Below are 17,521 nucleotides of genomic sequence, written 5' to 3'. Positions count from 1 at the left end.
CCCGAGTCCGAGGGCTGCGCTACAACGACCGCCTTACGCGGAACCTGCACCTTCAGGCGCTGTCGCGACGGCGGTCCCGGCGGCCGTGGATGGAGCGGCCGGGGCTGCCTCGCGGTCAGGCGCGAGCGGGTCGGTCACCGTGCCGGACTCCTCGTCGAAGAGCCCCTGCGCCAGCCTGGTCACCGCTGCGGGGACCGGCGGCGCCAGGTCGGCCACAACGCGGAGACCGGACAGGACGTCGTCAGGCCGAACGGCAGGTGTCACGTGCCGAACAACCAGCCGCAGTATCGCACAGGCCTTGTCCCCGGGCCTATCAGGCTGATGATCAAGGGCCTGCAGGTCGACGACCGCGGACCTGGCGTCGAAGCTCCGCATGCCGTTCTTCGTGCGGCGCTCGACCTCGACGCTCGTCGCCGCGTTGAAAGCGGCGACGGCCTTCTCGGCGTCCTCCACGGCGACCCCGTTCAGCCGCATCTCCCAGATGGAGGCGGTGAGCCGGTCGGCGAGACCCGAGGTGCGGGCCTCCACGGCGTCGGTGATGTCGAGGCCGTCCGGCAGCGAGTCGTTGAGGAGTTCGCGCAGCGTGCCCGGATCACGGGCCTCCGTGAGGGCGATCTCCAGGAACTCGGCTTCGCTGCCCGTGCCGGTGGGTGCGGCGTTGGCGTACGACACCTTGGGGTGCGGGGTGAAGCCCGCCGAGTAGGCCATGGGCACCTCGGAGCGGCGCAGTGCACGCTCGAAGGCACGCTGGAAGTCTCGATGACTGGTGAACCGGAGGCGGCCGCGCTTGGTGTAGCGCAGTCGGATGCGCTGCACTGCCGGTGCGGGCGGCGGGCCTTCGGGCTGTCGCTTGCCCAGTGGTTCTTCTCCTCCGTGCGGAGCGGACGCGGTGGCGCGCCGCCCTCGAAAGACGGGTGGCCCGGGGGTGTCCGCTCCGGCTCACCCCTGCGGTACGGATTTCTCTTTCCGCAGGGAGATCTCTGGCTCGGGCGCCGCGCTGGGCACGATCGTTGTACTACCCAGAGTACGCGCAGAGAGGCTTCCCGGTTCCCGGGGCCCGGCTTCGCGCGCCCCGCCGACCAAGGCCCGCCAGGCGTCGCGCCTGGCCTGCCGTACGGTCTCGCGGGCCGTGCGGAGCGTCTGCCGGGCCGTCCGGCCCACCGCGAGGGCGGCCCGCCCGGCCGGCGCGAGTACCGCGTCACGCAGAAAGTGCCCGACCGGGGTGCACACCGTGCGGTAGACCCAGGTCACCGGCGCTCCGACGAGGTGCCACGCCAGCCAGGCCAGCGCCCTGCCGACCGCACGCGAGACGAACCCGGCGACCCGCCAGGCCACGCCGACCGCGGCGGCGATCTCCCGCCCGAGGGGGGTCAGGACCCGCCGGTACACCCAGACCACCGGGGTGACGAGGACCACCGTGATGAGCCACCGGACGGCGGCCCACAGTCCTCGGCCGACGGCTTCGACACCGCGGACCAGGAGATGGAGCAGCCAGGCGAGGCCGTGGCCCAGCGGAGTGAGCAGCTCCCGGTACGCCCACACCAGCGGCAGCACGATCAGGTGCTCCACCAGCCGGGCGACGGCCGCCCCCAACGGCTTCAGGACGTAGCGCCCCAGCAGGACCAGCGGCATGACCAGCACGGCGGTGAGCAGCCACCCGACGGCCGTGGCGATGCCGCGTCCCGCCGGGAGCACCAGCGCCCGCCACACCCACCGCGCCCCGTGCCCGAGCGGGGTGAGGACCTGCTCGTACAGCCATACGAGCGGCACCACGATCCCGTAGTGCACCCCCGGCACCACCCCGTACCGCCACAGTGCGACCCACGGCCGGACGAACACCGCCAAGGCCAGCGATCGCAGCCCGTGCCCGAGCGGGGTCAGTACCCGCGCGTACAGCCATCGGGCCGGAAGCGCGACCAGTACCTCGCACAGCCACGCCAGCCCCCGTCCCAGCGGGCGCAGCAGAATCCGGTCCGCAGCACGGGCGCCCGCGACCAGGGCGTCCCACACCATCCGCACCGGCAGGACGAGGACGAGGACGACGATCCTCACCGGAATCCTGACGAGCGTGGTCAGACAGCCGTCACCGCTCTCGTACCGCGCGGGTGCCTGGTGCTTTCCGTATTCCATGCACCTCATGACGCAAAGGCCCGGCCCGGGGTTTCCCCGGACCGGGCCTTCGTCACCGAGATGTCACCGACAGGAGCCGGGTCGTGCCGTGTCAGCTGCGGATCTACTTCACGACCGTCAGCGGCAGGAGCTTCTTGCCCGTCGGACCGATCTGGATGCTCGTGTCCATCTGCGGGCACACCCCGCAGTCGAAGCACGGCGTCCAGCGGCAGTCCTCGACCTCGGTCTCGTCGAGCGAGTCCTGCCAGTCCTCCCAGAGCCAGTCCTTGTCGAGACCGGAGTCCAGGTGGTCCCAGGGCAGGACCTCTTCGTACGTCCGCTCGCGCGTGGTGTACCAGTCGACGTCCACACCGAAGGCGGGCAGTGCCTTCTCGGCGCTCTTCATCCACAGGTCGTAGCTGAAGTACTCGCGCCAGCCGTCGAAACGGCCGCCGGCCTCGTAGACGGCACGGATGACGGAGCCGACGCGGCGGTCACCCCGGGAGAGCAGGCCCTCGACGATGCCGGGCTTGCCGTCGTGGTAGCGGAAGCCGATCGAACGGCCGTACTTCTTGTCGCCGCGGATCTTGTCCCGGAGCTTGGTGAGCCGGGCGTCGGTCTCCTCGGCGCTGAGCTGCGGGGCCCACTGGAAGGGGGTGTGCGGCTTGGGGACGAAGCCGCCGATGGAGACGGTGCAGCGGATGTCGTTCTGTCCGGAGACCTCGCGGCCCTTGGCGATGACGTTGACGGCCATGTCGCCGATCTGCAGGACGTCGTCGTCGGTCTCGGTGGGCAGACCGCACATGAAGTACAGCTTCACCTGACGCCAGCCGTTGCCGTACGCGGTGGAGACCGTACGGATCAGGTCCTCCTCCGAGACCATCTTGTTGATGACCTTGCGCATGCGCTCGGAGCCGCCCTCGGGGGCGAAGGTGAGACCGGAGCGACGGCCGTTGCGGGTCAGCTCGTTGGCCAGGTCCACGTTGAACGCGTCGACGCGGGTGGAGGGCAGCGAGAGGCCGATCTTGTCCTCGGTGTAGCGGTCGGCGAGGCCCTTGGCGATCTCACCGATCTCGGTGTGGTCCGCGGAGGAGAGCGAGAGCAGGCCCACCTCCTCGAAGCCCGTCGCCTTGAGACCCTTCTCCACCATGTCGCCGATGCCGGTGATGCTTCGCTCCCGCACGGGACGCGTGATCATGCCGGCCTGGCAGAAACGGCAGCCGCGGGTACAGCCGCGGAAGATCTCCACGGACATCCGCTCGTGGACGGTCTCGGCGAGCGGGACCAGGGGCTGCTTGGGGTAGGGCCACTCGTCGAGGTCCATGACCGTGTGCTTGGACACCCGCCACGGCACGCCCGACTTGTTCGGAACGACGCGTCCGATGCGGCCGTCCGGGAGGTACTCGACGTCGTAGAAGCCGGGGACGTAGACGCCACCGGTCTTCGCGAGACGGAACAGCACCTCCTCGCGGCCGCCGGGGCGGCCCTCGGCCTTCCAGGCGCGGACGATCTCGGTGATCTCCAGGACCGCCTGCTCGCCGTCGCCGATGACCGCGCAGTCGATGAACTCCGCGATCGGCTCGGGGTTGAACGCGGCGTGGCCGCCGGCGAGCACGATCGGGTCGTCGAGGCCGCGGTCCTTGGCGGCCAGCGGGATGCCGGCCAGGTCCAGGGCGGTGAGCATGTTGGTGTAGCCGAGCTCGGTGGAGAAGCTCAGCCCGAAGACGTCGAACGCCTTGACCGGGCGGTGGCCGTCCACGGTGAACTGCGGGACCTTGTGCTCGCGCATCAGCGCTTCGAGGTCCGGCCAGACGCTGTAGGTGCGCTCCGCGAGGACGCCCTGGCGCTCGTTGAGCACCTCGTAAAGGATCATGACGCCCTGGTTGGGGAGCCCGACCTCGTACGCGTCCGGGTACATGAGAGCCCAGCGGACGTCGCATTCGTCCCACGGCTTGACGGTGGAGTTCAGCTCACCGCCGACGTACTGGATGGGCTTCTGCACATGCGGGAGCAGAGCTTCGAGCTGTGGGAAGACCGAATCGACAGACATCGCGAACTTTCGAGAGCTGGCAGGGGTGACCACCCAGCGTACCGCGCTGCTCAGCCTCCGGACGCCGTCCGGATCTCGGCCCGGGATGCGCGGGCCCACACCTTCGGCAACTCCCGCCGCAGTGCCGCGGCCGCCGCCTCCTCCTGTCCGTACAGCAGCCCCCAGGTGAACGAGGACTCCCCTGCCGCGTGGGCCTGGACGGCGAGAGTGCGCAGGGCCTCGCGGGCGACCACGCTGTCCTGGTGGTCGCCCAGGAGGCTCTGCACGGCCTTCAGCCGCTTGACGGATTTCCTGGCCGGCTTACCGAGGGCCGGGCGGGCCGCCTCCGCCGAGTACCGTGCGCGTTTCGCGGCCTTGCGGGCGTTGTGCAGGGCGAGGTCGTGGTCCGGGCCCGGTGGGTGTTCCCGGGCGTGCGCGAGCCGGGTGGCCAGGCGCGCGTGATCCTTGTGCGCGGCGCGGGCGAGCGCCTTGCCGGGCGGGCCGGCGGCCGCGGGCCGCAGGGGCGGGTCGGCCAGGAGCGCGTGCAGTTTCTCCAGCAGCGCGAGGTAGCGGGTGCCGTCGAGCACCTCGACGGTACGGCGGCGGGAGCCGCTGCGGCGGGCCGTGGACCACATCCGCAGCCGGGCGCGCACCGGGCCGAGGACCAGGGTGGGGGCCAGCCCTTCGATCCGGGTGAGCAGGCGGGCGTCGAGGACCTCCTGGTCACGGTCCACGCCGAGTTCCGCCGCCAGCCACTTCAGCTCCGCGCAGACGGGGTCGGTGACCGTCCGGTCGAGGACCTTGCGGTACGAACGCAGGGCGCTGCGGAGTCTGCGGGTGGCGACCCGCATCCGGTGCACGGAGTCGGGCAGGCCGCGGCGCACGGCCGGGTCGAGGGCGACGATCGCGGTGATCTGGTGCTGGACGTACGCGAGGACGTGGTCGCCGGCGGTGCGCGGCGACGCGGAGGGTTCCGGTTCCCGCTGCTTCTTCGGGGAGGTCTCGGCCAGGGCGCGCGAGAGCTTGGAGGGCGACGCGGAGGGCCGTATCCCTGCCTTGCGCAGCCGCTTCTCGACGGCGTCGAGGAAGGCGGGGTCGCCGTCGTCGGCGAGTTCGACCTCGATCTCGGTCCAGGCGGTGCTGCGGCCGCCTCCGTTCAGCCGCTCGGCGCGGACCTCGTCCACGCTGAGTTCGGCGAGCGGTTCACCACCCGGGCCCTTCAGCAGGTGGACGTCGCGGGCGGAGCGGAGCCTGACCACGGGCACGAGGGCGGTGTCGCGGACCCGGGAACGGACGAGGCCCGCCAGGTCAGGGGGCAGGGTGTCGGCGAGCGGGGCCCGGATCTCGTCGCGGATACCGGAGGCGACCGGGAACTTGAGGTGCCAGCCGGCGTCGGGGCCGCCGGTGCGGCGGCGCAGGGTGAGGTGGTCCGCGGCGAGCCGGAGGTCCTCGGTGTCGTAGTAGACGGCGTCGAGTTCGCTGACGCCGTGGTGGTCGACGGCCGTGACCCCGGCCACCCGGTTCAGATCGGGAAGCCGGGTGTCACCGGTGGCTTCGTATTTCCGCTCGATCTCGCGCTTCGAGTCCGCCATGCAATCGAATCTAGACGTGATGTACGCGGATGGGCAGTGGGCCCGCGACGGCTCAGGCCGTTATCGGCCGTTGCACCCTGATCGACTGGAGCAGTCCGATGGCCACCCAGACGGCGAACATCGAGGAGCCTCCGTAGGAGACGAACGGCAGCGGCAGTCCGGCGACCGGCATGATGCCGAGCGTCATACCGATGTTCTCGAAGGCCTGGAAGGCGAACCAGGCGATGATCCCGGCGGCGACGATCGTGCCGTAGAGCTCGGTCGTTTCGCGGGCGATGCGGCAGGCGCGCCACAGGACGATGCCGAGCAGCACCAGTATCAGTCCGGCGCCGAGGAAGCCGAGTTCCTCACCGGCGACGGTGAAGACGAAGTCGGTCTGCTGCTCGGGGACGAACTGGCCGGTGGTCTGGGTGCCCTGGAAGAGGCCGGTGCCGGAGAGACCGCCGGAGCCGATCGCGATACGGGCCTGGTTGGTGTTGTAGCCGACACCGGCCGGGTCGAGGGCCGGGTTGGCGAAGGCGGCGAACCGGGCGATCTGGTAGTCGTCGAGCAGTCCGAGCTGCCAGATGGCGACGGCCCCGGCGGTGCCCGCGCCGAGGAGTCCGAAGACCCAGCGGTTGGAGGCGCCGGAGGCCAGCAGGACGCCGAGCACGATGACGGCCATGACCATCACGGAGCCCAGGTCCGGCATGCCCATGACGACCGCCATCGGGAGCGCGGCCAGGCCGAGGGCCTTGGCGACGGTGCGGTGGTCCGGGTGCAGCTGGTCGCCCGCGTCGACGCGGGCGGCGAGCAGCATCGCCATGCCGAGAATGATGGTGATCTTGGTGAACTCGGACGGCTGGAGGGAGAAGCCGCCACCGATGATGATCCAGGCGTGGGCGCCGTTGACGGTGGCGCCGAGCGGGGTGAGGACCGTCAGCACGAGGAGGACGGACAGCCCGTACAGGATCGGCACCGCACCGCGCAGGGTCCGGTGGCCGAGCCAGATCGTGCCGATCATCAGGGCGACGCCGATGCCGGTGTTGAGGGCGTGGCGGAAGAGGAAGTAGTACGGGTCGCCGTGGGTGAGGGAGTCACGTCCGCGGGTGGCGGAGTAGACAAGCAGCGAGCCGATGAAGGAGAGCGCGATCGCCGAGCCGAGCAGCGGCCAGTCGAGGCGGCGCACGACGGAGTCACGGGCGGTGAACCTGCCCCAGGCGGAGCGCTCGGGGGCGTACCGCTGGACGGAGAAGCCGGCCATCAGTCGCGCCTCCCGAGGACTGCGGCGAGGGTCTGCTCGGCCGCCGGCTTCTGCGAGTTCGGGTCGTACGGCTTGATCTTCGGCGAGTCGATGGTGCCGTCCGTCTGGATCTTCGGCAGGGACTTCTGCGGCGTCGGCAGGAGGGCCTTCTTGAGGTCCTGCTTGCCCGAGGCGTCGAGGCCGTAGAGCGCGTTGTAGATGTTGCGGACGGCGGGTCCCGACGCACCGGAACCCGTACCGCCCTGGGAGATCGTCATGACGATCGAGTAGTCCTTGGTGTACGTGGCGAACCAGGAGGTCGTCTGCTTGCCGTAGACCTCGGCCGTGCCCGTCTTGGCGTGCATCGGGATCTTGTCCTGCGGCCAGCCGCCGAATCGCCAGGCGGCCGAGCCACGGGTCGCGACACCCGCGAGGGCTTGGTCTATTTCGTTGCGCGTCTTCTTGGTGAAGGGGAGTTTGCCGTGCGACTTCGGCTCGATCTCCTGGACGGTCCTGCCGTCGCCGCTGACGATCGCCTTGCCGACGGTGGGGTTGTAGAGGGTTCCGCCGTTGGAGATGGCCGCGTAGATGGTGGCCATCTGGATCGGGGTGACGAGGGTGTCGCCCTGGCCGATCGAGTAGTTGACGGAGTCACCGGCGCGCATCCTGTCGCCTTCGAGGCAGTTCTCGTACGCGATCTTCTCGACGTACGTGCCGTCCTTCTTGCCCTGCTTGCACCAGGCGTCGTGGTTGGCCTTGGCGAAGTTCTTCTTCCACTCGCGGTCCGGGACGCGTCCGCTGACCTCGTTGGGGAGGTCGATGCCGGTCTCCTTGCCGAGGCCGAACTGGTGGGCGGTCCTGTAGAACCAGTCGTTGGGCTTCTTCTTGGGGTTGTTCCCGCCGTCCTTCTGCCACTCCCTGTGCGCGAGGCCGTAGTACACCGTGTCGCAGGAGACTTCGAGGGCGCGGCCGATCGTGATGCTGCCGTAGCCCTGGGACTCGAAGTTCTTGAAGGTCTGGCCGCCGATGGAGTACGAGCTCGGGCAGGGGTAGTTGCCGTCGAACGGGTATCCGGCGTTGACCGCGGCGGTGGACGAGATGACCTTGAAGATGGAGCCGGGGGCGGCCTGGCCCTGGATGGCACGGTTCAGCAGCGGGAAGTTGGAGTTCTTGCCCGTCAGCTTGGCGTAGTCCTTGCCCGAGATGCCGCCGACCCAGGCGTTGGGGTCGTAGTTGGGCAGCGAGGCCATGGAGACGACACGGCCGGTCTTGGCCTCCATGACGACGACGGCGCCGGAGTCTGCCTTGTAGTTCTCGCCGGTGTTGGTGTCGAACTCCTGGCGGGCCTTCTTCATGGCCTGGTTGAGCTCGTACTCGGCGACGGCCTGCACGCGGGCGTCGATGGAGGTGACGACGCTGGCTCCGGCCTCCGCCTCGTCGTTCTTGGCCTGGCCGATGACCCGGCCGAGGTTGTCGACCTCGTAGCGGGTGACGCCCGCCTTGCCGCGCAGTTCCTTGTCGTACGTGCGCTCCAGGCCGGAGCGGCCGACCTGGTCGGAGCGGAGGTAGGGCGAGTCGGTGTCCTGGGCCTTGGTGATCTCGTCGTCGGTGACGGGAGAGAGATAACCGAGGACCTGGGCGGAGTTGGCCTTGCCGGGGGCTGCGTAGCGGCGTACGGCGGTGGGTTCGGCGGTGATGCCGGGGAAGTCCTCCGCGCGTTCGCGGATCTGGAGTGCCTGCTGGGTGGTGGCCTCGTCGGTGACCGGGATCGGCTGGTAGGGCGAACCGTTCCAGCACGGCTGCGGGGTCTTCGCGTCGCAGAGCCGGACCTTGTCGAGGACGTCCTTGGGCTTCATGTCGAGTACGCCGGCGAGCCGGGTCAGGACGCCCTTGCCGTCGTCGTCCATCTTCATCAGCTCGGTGCGGCTGGCGGAGACGACGAGCCGGGTCTCGTTGTCGGCGAGCGGCACACCGCGCGCGTCGAGGATGGAGCCGCGTGCGGCGGGCTGGACGACCTGCTGGACGTGGTTGTTCTTCGCCTCGTCCGAATACTCCTGGCCGTTGCGGATCTGCAGGTACCAGAGGCGGCCGCCGAGGGTGAGCAGCAGGGAGAAGACGAGGACCTGGATGACGATGAGGCGGATCTGGACCCGCTGGGTCCGTCCCGTCTCGGGAATGTTGCTCACGGGGCGCCCCCGGTGGTGGTTCGGCTGGGGGCGGGGGGGTTGCCCCCGGAGGTATGCAGCCTCACAGTCGCTTGACTCCCTTGATCCGTCCGGCGCGTGCGGCACGGTTGCGGGCTGCCTTGACGCGCAGTCCGCCGCGCTGGCTGCCGATGCGCAGCCCGGTGCCCGCGGCGAGCCAGCCGGCTGCGGCGTCGCCGCGGCCGGAGGAGGACTCGGTCAGCGGGTCGTTCACCGTTCGTCTGGCCATCGCCATGATCAGCGGGACCGTGAACGGTGCGAGGAGCAGGTCGTAGACGGCCGCGGTGAACAGCAGGCTGCCCAGGCCCACATGGCGGGCCGCCGTGTCGCCGACGAGGGCGCCGACGCCCGCGTAGAGCAGGGTCGAGCCGATCGCCGCCGCGACGACCACGGCCATCGGGACGAAGGCGGACTTGAGCTGCCCGTTCTCCGGCCTGGCCAGTCCGGCGAGGTAGCCGATGATGCAGAGCACCAGGGCGTAGCGTCCGGCGGCGTGGTCGGCGGGGGGCGCCAGGTCGGCGAGGAGGCCCGCGCCGAAGCCGATGAGAGCCCCGCTGACGTGCCCGTACACGAAGGCGAGTCCGAGGACGACCATGAGCAGCAGGTCGGGTACGGCTCCGGGGAGCTGGAGCCGGGCGAGTACGGATACCTGGACGACGAGGGCGATCACGACCAGAACGATGGAGAGCAGAGTCCGGTTGACGCGCATGGGGATCAGCTCTACCTCTGTTCGTTTACCGCGTTGTCGGCGTTCGGTGTGGCGTTCCCGCTCGGGTCGGGGTTCGGGCTGCCGGTGGGGGTCGCGCTCTGGTGGATGTTCCCGACGACGTTGCCGCCGGTGTCGACGATGTCGCCGTTGGGCGAGATGGTGACGGTCACGGTCGGGGTCGGTTTCGGCTTGGCCGGCTTGACGGGCTTCTTCGGCAGAACGGCGTCGCGCGGGTCCTCGCGGGGTGCCTGGACGACGATGCCGACGATGTCGAGCTTGGTGAAGCCGACGAACGGCCGGACGTAGACCGTACGGGTCAGGTCGCCGCCGGACGGGTCGACCCGGACGACCTCGCCGACCGGGACACCGGGCACGAAGGGCTTGTCCTTGCTGGAGCCGAACGTGACGAGACGGTCGCCCTTCCTGACCTTGGCCTTGCCGTTCAGGAACTGGACGGACAGCGGGCGCGAGCCCTGGCCGGTGGCGAAGCCGAGTTCGTCGGTGGACTCCATCCGGGTGCCGACGGTGAAGTCGGGGTCGTTGGCCAGGAGCACCGTGGCGGTGTCCGGGCCGACCGTGGTGACGCGGCCGACGAGACCGTCGCCGTTGAGGACGGTCATGTCGCGCTTGAGACCGTCCTTGGAACCGGCGTCGATGGTGACCGTCCAGGAGAAGCCCTGGGCCGCTCCTATGGCGATGACTTCGGCGGCCTTGATGCCGTACTGGCCGGCGTCCGACTTCTTGAGCATCTTGTCGAGCTCGCGGACCCGGCTGCGGTTGCGGTCGTCACTGCCGAGCCTCGCCTTGAGTTCGGCGTTCTGCTTCTCCAGCGCGGCGATCTTGTCGTGGCGGGTGCCGGAGGCGCGTACGGCCCCTATGGCGTTGCCCACCGGATCGACCGCTGACGCCACGCCGTTCTCCACCGGTCCGAAGACGGTGGCGGCGGCCTGCCGGGCGCCGTCCACCGGTGACTCCTCGCCGCCGCGGATATCCACCGTGATCAGTGCGAATGCGATGGCGATCAGCAGCACCAGGAGCAGCCGGCTCTCTCGTGTGTCCCTCACGTGCGGCGGCCGTGCCTTCCTCGTAGGAATGTTCGTGCCTGTATATCAACGATCCTCCGGGCGGAACGGCAGTGTCCGCCCGGAGGTTCGTGGAGTTCCTACCGCCGGGGCTGGGCGTCCAGCACCTGCTGGAGCGCCTCGAACTCCTCGACGCACTTGCCGGATCCGAGCGCGACGGAGTCCAGCGGGTCCTCGGCGATGTGGATCGGCATGCCCGTCTCGTGGCGCAGCCGCTCGTCCAGGCCGCGCAGCAGTGCGCCGCCGCCGGTCAGGACGATGCCGCGGTCCATGACGTCGCCGGACAGCTCCGGCGGGCACTTGTCCAGCGTCGTCTTGACTGCGTCGACGATCGCGTTGACCGGCTCCTCGATCGCCTTGCGGACCTCGGTGGCGGAGATGACCACGGTCTTGGGCAGCCCTGACACGAGGTCGCGGCCCCGGATCTCGGTGTGCTCGTCCTTCTCCAGCTCGAACGCGGAACCAATGGTGATCTTGATCTGTTCGGCGGTGCGCTCACCGAGCAGGAGGGAGTACTCCTTCTTGATGTGCTGGATGATCGCGTTGTCCAGTTCGTCACCGGCGACCCGGATGGACTGCGCGGTGACGATTCCGCCGAGCGAGATGACCGCGACCTCGGTGGTGCCGCCGCCGATGTCGACGACCATGTTGCCGGTGGCCTCGTGGACCGGCAGGCCGGAGCCGATGGCCGCCGCCATGGGCTCCTCGATGATGTGCACCTGGCGCGCGCCGGCCTGCGTCGACGCCTCGATGACGGCGCGTCGCTCGACCCCGGTGATGCCGGAGGGCACGCAGACGACGACCCGCGGGCGGGCCAGGTAGCGGCGCTTGTGGATCTTCAGGATGAAGTAGCGGAGCATCCGCTCCGTGATCTCGAAGTCGGCGATCACGCCGTCCTTCAGGGGCCGTACGGCAACGATGTTGCCCGGCGTACGGCCGATCATCTTCTTGGCCTCGGAACCGACCGCGAGGATGCCGCCGGTGTTGGTGTTGATGGCCACGACGGACGGCTCGTTCAGAACGATGCCGCGCCCCCTGACGTACACCAGCGTGTTGGCAGTCCCGAGGTCGATAGCCATGTCACGGCCGATGAACGACATTGAGTTCCCCTTGTTCCCCATGAGGATGCGTCGGGCCTTCCCAAGCGAAAGCGATGGCTTGTTTTGGTAGGCGAGATGAGCGCTGCGGGCGTGGAAGCTTCCATCGTAGTGCCGGAAACACCGACACAGCGCGAGGGTCCTTCGCCATGCTGAGCAGAACGGGTGGCCGTTCCACTCATGGTGACGTTACGTCGAAGGGATGCGTTCCCGCGATCGGGGACCCTATACCGAAGGGCGACCGAATTACTTCGGTCGCCCCAGGTCATGAGCGCTGTTCGGCTGATCGAAGGTCAGGAAAGTCCCGGAAAGAACAGCTTCATTTCTCGCTCTGCGGACTCCTCGGAGTCCGAGGCGTGGATGAGGTTCTCCCGGGTGATCGAGCCGAAGTCACCACGGATCGATCCGGGCGCGGCGGCGATCGGGTCGGTGGGGCCGGCCAGGGCGCGTACGCCCTCGATGACCCGCTCGCCCTCGGCGACCAGGGCGACGATCGGGCCGGACTGCATGAACTCGACGAGCGGCTCGTAGAACGGCCGGCCGACGTGCTCGGCGTAGTGCTGCTCCAGCGTGGCGCGGTCGAGGGTGCGGAGCTCCAGCGCCGTGATCTTCCAGCCGGCCTTGCGCTCGATGCGGCCGACGATTTCGCCGACCAGACCGCGACGGACGGCGTCGGGCTTGAGAAGAACGAGGGTGCGCTGGGTCATGTGCGGCTCCTTGCAGGCATACGGGTGCGGTGAGGCGAGGTTACAGGGGTACGGTGACGGGCCGGCGGCCGGGTTTGGCTGCCCGGCAGCGCCTCAGCTGCCGGCCGGCGCCTGCGCCGCCTCCTGCGCGGCCCACCGGGCCTTCACCGCGTCGATCTTGCGGCCGTAGTGCACGGAGGCCCACCACAGGCCGCCGAAGGCCACGCCGAGGATGAACATCATCGGGACGACGAAGCCACTCGCGACCAGCGCGATCTGCAGGGCCCAGCCGAGCTGTATGCCGCCGGGACGGGTGATCATCCCGCAGAGCAGCACGGAGAGCAGCATGCCGATGCCGCAGACCGTCCAGACCGTGGCGGTCGTCAGGTCGTCGGACTTCATCGCGACGAGCCCGGCGAACCCGATCACGAAGAACTCGCCGATCAGCGTCGATGCACAGAGCGTACGCACGTCGGTCAGCGCCTTCCCAGAAGCAACCGGGCCTCGCCGACCGTGATCACGGATCCGGTCACCAGCACCCCGGCGCCCGCGTACTCGTCCTCTTCCTCGGCGAGGGTGATCGCCGCCTCCAGCGCGTCGTCGAGCCGGGGTTCGACCTGGACCCGGTCGTTGCCGAAGACCTCGACGGCGACGGCGGCGAGCTCGTCGGCGTCCATCGCGCGTGCGCTGGAGTTCTGGGTGACGACGACCTCGGCGAAGATCGGCTCGAAGGCTTCCAGGAGCCCCCGCACGTCCTTGTCGCCACTGGCACCGACCACACCGATCAGCCGGGAGAAGCCGAACGCCTCGGAGAGCCCCTCGGCAGTGGCCAGGGCGCCTGCCGGGTTGTGCGCGGCGTCCAGAACGACGGTCGGGCTGGAGCGGACCACTTCGAGGCGGCCCGGCGAGATCACCGAGGCGAAGGCCCTGCGGATGATGTCGGCGTCGAGCGATCCGGTCTGCTCGGCGCCGATGCCGAAGAACGCCTCGACCGCGCAGAGCGCCACCACCGCGTTGCGCGCCTGGTGGGCGCCGTACAGCGGAAGGAAGATGTTCTCGTACTCGCCGCCGAGGCCGCGCAGCGTCAGCAGCTGGCCGCCGACCGCGATCTCCCGGGAGACGACACCGAACTCCATGCCCTCGCGGGCCACGGTGGCGTCGACCTCGACGGACTTCTTCAGCATGACCTGGGCGGCGTCGACGGGCTGCTGGGCGAGGATGACCGTCGCGCCCTGCTTGATGATCCCGGACTTCTCCACCGCGATCTCGCCCGGCGTGGAACCCAGCCGGTCGGTGTGGTCCAGCGAGATGGGGGTGACGACCGCGACCGTGGAATCGATCACGTTGGTCGCGTCCCAGCTGCCGCCCATGCCGACCTCGACGACGGCGACGTCGACCGGCGCGTCGGCGAAGGCCGCGTACGCCATGCCGGTGAGCACCTCGAAGAAGGAGAGCCGGTAGGGCTGCTGCGCGTCGACCATCTCGACGTACGGCTTGATGTCCTCGTAGGTGGAGATGAACCGCTCGGGGTCCATCGGGGAGCCGTCCAGGCTGATCCGCTCGGTGATCGACTGGACGTGCGGCGAGGTGTAGCGGCCGGTACGCAGGTCGAAGGCGCCCAGCAGCGCCTCGATCATGCGGGCCGTGCTCGTCTTGCCGTTGGTCCCCGTGATGTGGATGGAGGGGTAGGCGCGCTGCGGGTCACCGAGCAGGTCCATCAGCGCGGCGATGCGCGCCACGGACGGCTCCAGCTTGGTCTCGCCCCAGCGCCCGGCGAGCTCCTGCTCCACCGCGCGCAGCGCCTTGTCCACCTCCGGGTCGGCGGGGCGGGCGGGGACCTCTTCGCCCTGGGGCGGTCCGGAGGCGGCGCGCAGCGTACGGCTCCCGGCCTCGATCACCGCCAGGTCGGGGTCGCGCTGGGTCGCTTCGTCGACGATCTCCGCGAAGGTCTCGTCGGAGTCGGACGCGTCGTGCCGGTCGGAAGGGCGGGGCTCACTCACGGGGCCAGTCTACGGATCGGCACGGACAACGCGCGCAGCGCCCGGCGGCGAGGGGTGCGGGGAAGCCCCCGTACCCCTCGCGGGAGGCGTACGGGGGCTTCGGCGCGGTGTCAGGCCTGCGGCAGGGCCGCGAGCTGGCCGGAGATCCGCTCGATGTCGGCCTCGGCCTTGGTGAGCCGGCCGCGGATCTTGTCGACCACGTTGTCCGGGGCCTTGGCCAGGAACGCCTCGTTGCCGAGCTTGCCGGTGGCCTGCGCCTTCTCCTTCTGCGCGGCCTCCAGGTCCTTCGTGAGGCGCTTGCGCTCGGCGTCGATATCGATCGTGCCGGACAGGTCGAGTGCGACCGTGGCGCCCGCGACCGGCAGCGACGCGGTGGCGTGGAAGCCGTCCCCGGCGGGCTGCAGACGCAGCAGCTGGCGCATGGCCGCCTCGTGCGGGGCCAGTGCCGTGCCGGTCAGGGTGAGCTCGGCCGGGACCTTCTGGCCGGGCTGGAGCCCCTGGTCGTTGCGGAAGCGGCGGACCTCGGTGACGACCTGCTGGACGAGCTCGATCTCCTTCTCGGCCGCGTCGTCACGGAAGCCGCTGTCCTCCGGCCACTCGGCGATGACGACCGACTCACGGCCGGTGAGCGCGGTCCAGAGGGTCTCCGTGACGAACGGGACGACCGGGTGCAGCAGTCGCAGCATCACGTCGAGGACCTCGCCGAGGACCCGGCCCGAGACCTCGGCCGGACGGCCGCCGCCGAAGAACGTGGTCTTGGACAGCTCGACGTACCAGTCGAAGACCTCGTCCCAGGCGAAGTGCCGGAGCGACTCGCTGAGCTTGGAGAACTGGTAGTCGTCGTAGTACGCGTCGACTTCGGCGACCGTCTTGTTGAGGCGGGAGAGGATCCAGCGGTCGGTCACCGACATCTCGTCGGCGGACGGCAGCTCACCCTCGATCGTCGCGCCGTTCATCAGGGCGAAGCGGGTGGCGTTCCAGATCTTGTTGGAGAACTTGGCGGAACCCTGGACCCACTCCTCACCGATCGGGACGTCGGTACCGGGGTTGGCGCCGCGCGCGAGCGTGAAACGCAGCGCGTCGGAGCCGTACTTGTCCATCCAGTCCAGCGGGTTGACCACGTTGCCGAAGGACTTCGACATCTTCTTGCCGTGCTCGTCGCGGACCATGCCGTGCAGGACGATGGTCCCGAACGGCGGGACGCCGTCGTTGACGTACAGGCCGAACATCATCATCCGGGCGACCCAGAAGAAGAGGATGTCGTAGCCGGTGACCAGGACGGAGTTCGGGTAGAACTTCGCGAGACTGTCGGTCTGTTCGGGCCAGCCGAGCGTGGAGAACGGCCACAGGCCGGAGGAGAACCAGGTGTCCAGGACGTCGCTGTCCTGGGTCCAGCCCTCGCCGGTGGGCGCCTCGTCGTCCGGTCCGACGCAGACGACCTCGCCGTTCGGGCCGTACCAGACGGGGATGCGGTGGCCCCACCAGAGCTGGCGCGAGATGCACCAGTCGTGGAGGTTGTCGACCCAGTCGAAGTACCGCTTCTCCATCTCCTGCGGGTGGATCTTGACCTTGCCGTCGCGGACGGCGTCACCGGCCGCCTCGGCGAGCGGGGCGACCTTGACCCACCACTGGAGGGAGAGGCGCGGCTCGATGGTCGTCTTGCAGCGCGAGCAGTGTCCGACGGAGTGGACGTACGGCCGCTTCTCCGCCACGATCCGGCCCTCGGCGCGCAGGGCGGCGACGATGGCGGAGCGGGCCTCCAGGCGGTCCAGCCCCTGGAAGGGGCCGGGGGCCGTGATGACGGCGCGCTCGTCGAGGACCGTGAGGAACGGCAGGTCGTGGCGCTTGCCGATCTCGAAGTCGTTCGGGTCGTGTGCCGGGGTCACCTTGACGGCGCCGGTGCCGAACTCGGGGTCGACGTGGTGGTCGGCGACGACCGGGATGGTGCGGTCGGTCAGCGGCAGCTTGATCTGCTTGCCGACCAGGTGCTTGTAGCGCTCGTCGTCGGGGTGGACGGCGACGGCGGTGTCACCGAGCATCGTCTCGGCGCGCGTGGTGGCGACGACGATGGTCTCGTCGCCCTCGCCGTACTGCATGGAGACGAGCTCGCCGTCGTCCTCCTGGTACTCGACCTCGATGTCCGAGATCGCCGTGAGACAGCGCGGGCACCAGTTGATGATGCGCTCGGCGCGGTAGATCAGCTCGTCGTCGTACATCTGCTTGAAGACGGTCTGGACGGCCTTGGACAGGCCCTCGTCCATGGTGAAGCGCTCACGGGACCAGGCGACGCCCTCACCGAGGCGGCGCATCTGGCCGGAGATCTGGCCGCCGGACTCGTCCTTCCACTGCCAGACGCGCTCGACGAAGGCCTCGCGGCCCAGGTCGTGGCGGGACTTGCCCTCCTTGCCGAGCTCGCGCTCGACGACGTTCTGGGTGGCGATGCCGGCGTGGTCCATGCCGGGCTGGTAGAGCGCCTCGAACCCCTGCATCCGCTTGCGGCGGACGAGGGCGTCGATCAGCGTGTGCTCGAAGGCGTGTCCCAGGTGCAGGGAGCCGGTGACGTTGGGCGGCGGGATGACGATGGAGTACGGCGGCTTGTCGCTGTTCTCGTCCGCCTCGAAGTAACCGCGTTCTACCCAGCGCTCGTACAGCTTCCCCTCTACCTCGGCCGGCGTGTACTGGGTCGGCAGTTCGGGGGTGCTGGCTGGCTGCTGCGCTGCGTTCTCGGTCACGCCGCACAGTTTAGGGCCGTCACAAGCGTGCACTGAAACCGGTTTGTTCAGTAACGGTC

General features: G+C 69.5%; 13 protein-coding genes. All 13 read right to left on the bottom strand.

Annotation, left to right across the window (positions count from 1 at the left end; translation table 11 throughout):
* Nucleotides 1-33: 33 nt before the first annotated feature.
* A complete protein-coding gene (locus tag OG538_RS24515; RefSeq protein ID WP_406096988.1) occupies nucleotides 34-816 on the bottom strand; it encodes a TIGR03936 family radical SAM-associated protein in 783 nt (260 codons plus the stop codon).
* 123 nt (nucleotides 817-939) lie between these two features.
* A complete protein-coding gene (locus tag OG538_RS24510) occupies nucleotides 940-2,130 on the bottom strand; it encodes a hypothetical protein (RefSeq protein ID WP_406096986.1) in 1,191 nt (396 codons plus the stop codon).
* Nucleotides 2,131-2,233: 103 nt separating this feature from the next.
* Complete coding sequence (locus OG538_RS24505; protein WP_406096984.1) at nucleotides 2,234-4,159, bottom strand: TIGR03960 family B12-binding radical SAM protein; 1,926 nt, start codon at nucleotides 4,157-4,159, stop codon at nucleotides 2,234-2,236.
* Nucleotides 4,160-4,209: 50 nt separating this feature from the next.
* Complete coding sequence (locus OG538_RS24500) at nucleotides 4,210-5,730, bottom strand: CHAD domain-containing protein (protein WP_406096982.1); 1,521 nt, start codon at nucleotides 5,728-5,730, stop codon at nucleotides 4,210-4,212.
* Between the two features lie 52 nt (nucleotides 5,731-5,782).
* Entirely contained in the window at nucleotides 5,783-6,973 is a 1,191-nt protein-coding gene (rodA, locus tag OG538_RS24495; RefSeq protein ID WP_406096980.1) for a rod shape-determining protein RodA, read from the bottom strand.
* Entirely contained in the window at nucleotides 6,973-9,138 is a 2,166-nt protein-coding gene (gene mrdA / locus OG538_RS24490) for a penicillin-binding protein 2 (RefSeq protein WP_406096978.1), read from the bottom strand. The genes rodA and mrdA overlap by 1 nt, the downstream gene beginning before the upstream one ends.
* Before the next feature lie 61 nt (nucleotides 9,139-9,199).
* Entirely contained in the window at nucleotides 9,200-9,865 is a 666-nt protein-coding gene (mreD, locus tag OG538_RS24485) for a rod shape-determining protein MreD (RefSeq protein WP_406096976.1), read from the bottom strand.
* An 11-nt stretch (nucleotides 9,866-9,876) separates the two neighbouring features.
* Complete coding sequence (gene mreC, locus OG538_RS24480) at nucleotides 9,877-10,929, bottom strand: rod shape-determining protein MreC (protein ID WP_406096974.1); 1,053 nt, start codon at nucleotides 10,927-10,929, stop codon at nucleotides 9,877-9,879.
* Between the two features lie 98 nt (nucleotides 10,930-11,027).
* Nucleotides 11,028-12,047 carry a rod shape-determining protein gene (locus tag OG538_RS24475; RefSeq protein WP_073723157.1) on the bottom strand — a complete coding sequence of 340 codons (1,020 nt, stop codon included), beginning with the start codon at nucleotides 12,045-12,047 and terminating at the stop codon, nucleotides 11,028-11,030.
* 290 nt (nucleotides 12,048-12,337) lie between these two features.
* The gene (ndk, locus tag OG538_RS24470) at nucleotides 12,338-12,751 is read right to left on the bottom strand and encodes a nucleoside-diphosphate kinase (RefSeq protein WP_406096972.1); all 414 of its coding nucleotides are present in this window, start codon (nucleotides 12,749-12,751) and stop codon (nucleotides 12,338-12,340) included.
* 93 nt (nucleotides 12,752-12,844) lie between these two features.
* Complete coding sequence (locus OG538_RS24465; protein WP_406096970.1) at nucleotides 12,845-13,201, bottom strand: DUF4233 domain-containing protein; 357 nt, start codon at nucleotides 13,199-13,201, stop codon at nucleotides 12,845-12,847.
* Nucleotides 13,202-13,206: 5 nt separating this feature from the next.
* Nucleotides 13,207-14,730, bottom strand: coding sequence for a bifunctional folylpolyglutamate synthase/dihydrofolate synthase (locus tag OG538_RS24460; RefSeq protein ID WP_406096968.1), 1,524 nt, complete (start codon nucleotides 14,728-14,730; stop codon nucleotides 13,207-13,209).
* A 110-nt stretch (nucleotides 14,731-14,840) separates the two neighbouring features.
* Entirely contained in the window at nucleotides 14,841-17,462 is a 2,622-nt protein-coding gene (locus OG538_RS24455; protein WP_406096966.1) for a valine--tRNA ligase, read from the bottom strand.
* Nucleotides 17,463-17,521: the final 59 nt, after the last annotated feature.

This window comes from Streptomyces sp. NBC_01013, from assembly GCF_045162765.1.
Lineage (GTDB): Bacteria > Actinomycetota > Actinomycetes > Streptomycetales > Streptomycetaceae > Streptomyces.
Note: the sequence above shows the minus strand (reverse complement) of the source record. Positions and strands in the feature narration are given on the sequence as shown.